Annotated in this window: 4 protein-coding genes and 2 pseudogenes; all 6 read right to left on the bottom strand. The window is 65.0% G+C overall.

The window, feature by feature from the left end; translation table 11 throughout:
- Positions 1 to 162, bottom strand: a pseudogene (locus RND78_RS27515) (glycine/betaine ABC transporter substrate-binding protein); the annotation flags it as partial.
- A gap of 281 nt (positions 163 to 443) precedes the next feature.
- Positions 444 to 2117 (bottom strand): glycosyltransferase family 39 protein, encoded by a 1674-nt coding sequence (locus RND78_RS27510; protein WP_312733382.1) that lies wholly within the window; start codon positions 2115 to 2117, stop codon positions 444 to 446.
- Positions 2114 to 3499, bottom strand: coding sequence for a UDP-glucose/GDP-mannose dehydrogenase family protein (locus RND78_RS27505; protein WP_312733381.1), 1386 nt, complete (start codon positions 3497 to 3499; stop codon positions 2114 to 2116). The genes RND78_RS27510 and RND78_RS27505 overlap by 4 nt, the downstream gene beginning before the upstream one ends.
- On the bottom strand, positions 3496 to 3897 hold the full coding sequence (arnF, locus tag RND78_RS27500; protein WP_312733379.1) for a 4-amino-4-deoxy-L-arabinose-phosphoundecaprenol flippase subunit ArnF: 402 nt from the start codon (positions 3895 to 3897) through the stop codon (positions 3496 to 3498). Before arnF ends, RND78_RS27505 begins: the two co-directional genes overlap by 4 nt.
- Entirely contained in the window at positions 3894 to 4235 is a 342-nt protein-coding gene (locus RND78_RS27495; protein WP_312733377.1) for an EamA family transporter, read from the bottom strand. The genes arnF and RND78_RS27495 overlap by 4 nt, the downstream gene beginning before the upstream one ends.
- Positions 4232 to 4937 (bottom strand): annotated as a pseudogene (locus tag RND78_RS27490) (lipid IV(A) 4-amino-4-deoxy-L-arabinosyltransferase); the annotation flags it as partial. The gene RND78_RS27495 and the pseudogene RND78_RS27490, both read right to left, overlap by 4 nt.

The following is a 4937-nucleotide window of genomic DNA, read 5'->3' as shown; positions in this document are numbered from 1 at the left end:
CAGCGCCTTGAGGATCTCGCTGGTCACCGCGGTGGTCACGGTGATGTCCGTCCAGCCCACATCGGCGAAGCGCACCTTGCCACAGGATTCCGGCTCAGCGGCAAAGGCGGCCAGCGGAACCAGTAGGGCGATACCCAAAAGTCGACGCGAAATACCTTTCATGCGTGGATCTCCGAACGGTTATTGATTGATTGTTCAAACAAGATTGGCAGAAGCCAGCTTGTAGCAAATCCGGGCCGACTTCGACTATCACCGATGTCGCTGCCGATGCGGGGTGCGTCGTCGATAGGGGTGAAGGCGTCGTTTACAAGCTGTCGCCGTCGGAAGATATCACGGCACCTGGGGACGAATGGGCTCTATGTCGGGCTGCAACGCAGCGGACTCCGCTGAATCCGGCCCTTCAAGAGAATTGGGATTCGGCGGAGCCGTCATCGCGAGGAGTCTCAGGGTAACCGATAGACCAGACAGACGTTGCCGTTCAGACGGCGTACCACCTCCGGTTCGAGCTTTTCCAGACGGGTACCGGTGAGCAACTCACGGTCCTGCTTGGCGAGCACTATCCAGGAGCCCGCGGGAAGGCTGTCCAGTTGGGCTTTCTGCTCGCGCGCGACGAAAATGGGCTGCTCATCGTGCTTCAGGTTCATCATGTAGCGGATCGCCCAGGCGTCACGGTCGATACCGAAGAACACCAGGGGGCCAGGATGCTGTTCCCGCAAGCCCTCTACCTGGGTGACGAAGCCGCGGGTGTCGTACTCCAGGTCCTGAACCGGCTCGACCACCACGACCAGCATCGACCACAGGGCGGCGAAGGCCAGGGCGCTGAGGGTCAACAGGCGCCTGGCCCCATGCTGGCTGCGCCACTTGAGCAGGCTGAGCAGTTGAAGCCCGGCAAAGAAAACGATGAGGATGGGCAGAGACAGCTGGGGCCAATAGCCGTGTGCCTGCCAGAGATGCCGGCCGACCAACAGGGCTACCAGCGCCAGCCCCGGCAACAATCCCACCAGCAGCCGATAGGCCACCGCCATCCAGCGTAGCCGGGACGCCGCCTGCAACAGGGCAAAGGCGGCGATCGCGGCCAGGAAGGGCACCATGGGGACTACGTAATAAGCCCGCTTGAAGTTCGGGATGGACAGGCCCACCAGGATCACCAGGCCGCAGCCGGCGAGCCATAGCAACTGGCGCCGGTCGGGGCTATCCGGGCTGAATAGCAGTTCGCGCCGCCAGGCCCACAGCGCCAGTAGGGCCAGCGGCATCACCGGTAGATAGCGGTACAGCCCCAGTTGCAGATAGAACCAGAAGGGCTTGCCGGTCTCGTCCAGGCGCCCCGTGACCTGCATGTGCCAGACGTCGGCGGCGAAGGTCTCCCCACCCTCCAGGCGGGCCAGTTGCATCAGCGTCCACCAGCACGCGGCCAGCAGGATTAGGCCCATCACGCCATAGCCGATCAGGCTCCGGAGCGCCGCTGGCCGGCGTGGCGGATCGCACCAGGCGGTCACCAGCCAGTACAGGCTGACGATGGCACAGGGCTCGATCAGTCCCAGCGGCCCGCGGATGGCGAAGCCCAGCACGAACAGCGGAAACACGAGCAGGCGCAGCCCGGGACGCTGGTCGCGGTCGGCGCGGTAGAACAGATAGAAGGTGGCCAGTACGACGACGGCGACCAGTTGATCCAGGCACACGGCCCGGGCCTTCTCCAGCCACTGGGGCGTCAGCACGATCAGCAGTATCGTCAGCAGCGCCCAGGCACGACTGCGGTCGGCGAGGATTCGGTAGGTCAGGCTCAAAGCGCCGGCCGAGGCCAGCGCCGTGGGCAGCACGTTGGCGAGGTGATTCGGCGCGCCGATCAGCCGGGCGGCGAGCCAGCTCAGCCAGGTCGCCGTACCGGGATAGTCCGGGTAGGGCTGCCCATAGGTCGTCGGGAAGAACGCCGGGCCGTGGCGGAACATCTCGTTCAGGAACACTGCCCACCGGTAATCGAAGCCCTGGGGCGCCTGATCCCAGATGCCCAGGGTGAAGAGCAGTATGGCGACCGCGAACACCAGCAGGCTTTCGGCGCCCAGCCTGGCACGAGAGGCGGTCGATGACGGCGGATCCAGGGTTAACGACAGCGTTTTCATTGAGCCCTATCCGCCGGAACCGCGGTGTCGGTGAGGGGCAGGGATTGGCCACGGCCGATGGCGAAGTAGTCGAAGCCGCGGCGCGCCATGCGCTCGGGGTCATAGAGGTTTCGGCCGTCGAAGATCAATGGCTGTTTCAACTGCTGGAGGATGAGATCGAAGTCCGGTGCCTTGAACTGCTGCCATTCCGTACAGATGACCAGGGCATCGGCGCCGGCCAGGGCGGCCTCGGGGGTACCCATCAGCGCCAGGCGCTCGCCGTGGCCATAGAGCCGTTGTGCCTCGGCCATGGCCACCGGGTCGTAGGCGCGAACGCGAGCACCTGCAGTCCACAGCGCTTCCATCAGTACCCGGCTCGGCGCATCGCGCATGTCGTCGGTGTTCGGCTTGAAGGCCAGGCCCCAGAGCGCGAAGGTGCGGTCTTGCAATTCCCCTTTGAAATAGCGCCGGATACGTTCGAAGAGCTTGGATTTCTGCCTGACATTGATCGCTTCCACCGCCTGTAGCAGGTCCAGCGAAAGTCCCTGCTCTGCACCGGTCCGGATCAACGCCTGCAGATCCTTGGGGAAGCAGGAGCCGCCGTAGCCGCAGCCGGGATAGATGAAATGGCTGCCGATGCGCGGGTCGGCGCCTATCGCCAGGCGCACCGCCTCGATGTCGGCACCCACGTGCTCGGCCACCTCGGCGATCTGGTTGATGAAGCTGATCTTGGTGGCCAGCAGGCTGTTGGCGGCGTACTTGGCCAGTTCGGCGCTGCGGATATCCATGAACTGGATGCGATCATGGTTGCGGTTGAAGGGCGCATAGAGCTCCCGCATCAACTCACGCGCCTCGGGCGAGTCGGTACCGACGACTATCCGGTCGGGCCGCTTGCAGTCGGCAATGGCGGCGCCTTCCTTGAGGAATTCGGGGTTGGAGACCACCTCGATGCGCAGGGTACGACCTTCCTCGACCAGCACCTCGTCGATGATGGCGCGTACGCGATCGCCGGTGCCCACCGGGACGGTCGACTTGTTGACCACCAGCAGGGGATCGCTTCCGCGGTGCTCCAGGCGTAGGCGGGCAATGCTCTCGGCCACGGCGAAGACGGCCGTGAGGTCGGCGGAACCATCCGCGGCCGGGGGCGTACCGACGGCGATGAACTGGACGTTGCCGTAGGCGACCGCCGCTGCCGCGTCATGGGTGAACTCCAGACGGCCATCGGCGAGATTGTTGCGCACCAGTTCTTCGAGACCTGGTTCGTAGAGGGTGATTTCCCCGCGTTTGAGCCGGTCGATCTTGTTCTGGTCGATATCCATGCACAGGACCTGGTGGCCCACTTCGGCCAGCACGGCGGCCTGCACCAGGCCGACGTAGCCGATGCCGAATACGCTGATGTTCATAGGGTATTCCTGAGAGAGGAGGAGACAGGGGGGCGGTCGCTACCGACGAGGGCAACGCCGATAACGATCAGCGCTATGCCCAGTAGCGGGCGCACGGAGGTGGATTCGGCAGCGCCCGGTAGCCAGAGGGCGCCGAGATGGACCAGCACGTAGGAAAGACTCAAGGCGGCGTAGGCGCGGCCCAGCGGTATCCTTGCCAGGGCGATCAGCCAGGCCAGCATCGACAGCGCATAGCAGGCCACGCCAAACGCCAATTGCACGCCGGCGGTGCTGAGCAGCGCGGCAGGATGGGTTGGCCAGCTAGACACGGGGGGTAACTGCACCAAGGCATAGCGCAGGGTCAGCTGGGCCACGGAGGTCAGCCCGATGCTGGCTAGGAGAGCGATCAGGCTGCTCACGCCGGGCCACCCAGCAGCCCTGCGCCTAGCACGATGCACAGGCAGCCCCACCAGGCTCTGCGACCTATCCGCTCGTTGAACGCCACACGAGCGAGGATCGTCACTGCCAGAATGTTGAGTGACAGCAATGGGTAGGCTATGCCGACCGGAACGCGTTGCAGCACCGCGAACCAGAGCAGCAGGGCGCTTCCCATGCAGGCCAGTGCCAGCCATAGCCACTTCGAGCGTATGAGAGCGGCTAGCCCCGATCCTGCATTCGCCGCCTTTTTCTGCCCGAATTGGCTGGCGCTGGTGAGCAGGATGACGGCCAGGATCAGCATCCCTTCCGTGGCCGTCACGGCGCTGTCCTCGGGTAGACCAGCAGCACGAGGCGTTCCTTGACGACCTTGTCCGAGGTGGCCGGCAGGCTCGCCAGCAGGCGGTCGTCACTGTCGCCACTCATCCGCAGGAGCACAGCGATGGAGCCTTCGCGACGATGGTCCTCGATCCAGGCGGGCAGCTCGCCGTCGGCCAGCAGGCGACCGCTGTCGGGCCGGCGTTCGAAACCGTACTTCAGCTCTCCTGGGCCGCCGACGATCACGACGTCCGAGCGGCGAGTTGCCCACGCCATGCTGGCCGCTACGCCGAGGTCGTTACTGACCAGCAGATGGGCCGGTTGCAGCTTGCGCAGCTGATCCTGGACGAAGACGCTGGGCAGCTTGTTGTAGACCAGGCCCTTGGGCAGGGCGACGGTGAGCAGGGGCAGTACCAGCCACATGGCCAAGGCCGGGGCCAGGGCGGTTTCCTTCGGCCACAGCAGGGCCCCCAGGCCGGCCAGCACGAAGCCGAGGGGCGCCAGCAGTGCCAGTCCCCAGGCCAGGTTATCGGCGCCACCATAGATGCGATCGTCGAACACCATCAGGGCAGCGAACCCCAGGACACCTAGCAGCAGGTTGAGAGCACCGTTGAGCCGCAGCATCCGCCATTGACCACCCCGATAGGCGTCGAGGAGGACCTTCGCCAGCAGCGGCACCAGGGCCGCCATCGCCGGCAGCAGATAG

Source organism: Pseudomonas oryzihabitans, from assembly GCF_032027545.1.
Lineage (GTDB): Bacteria > Pseudomonadota > Gammaproteobacteria > Pseudomonadales > Pseudomonadaceae > Chryseomonas > Chryseomonas oryzihabitans_F.
This window is presented reverse-complemented; position numbering and strand designations above follow the sequence as displayed.

Bases quoted from the DNA above. Each gene is read 5' to 3' on its own strand.
- RND78_RS27510 (WP_312733382.1), bottom strand. From the start codon at position 2,117: ATGAAAACGCTGTCGTTAACCCTGGATCCGCCGTCATCGACCGCCTCT.
- RND78_RS27505 (WP_312733381.1), bottom strand. From the start codon at position 3,499: ATGAACATCAGCGTATTCGGCATCGGCTACGTCGGCCTGGTGCAGGCC.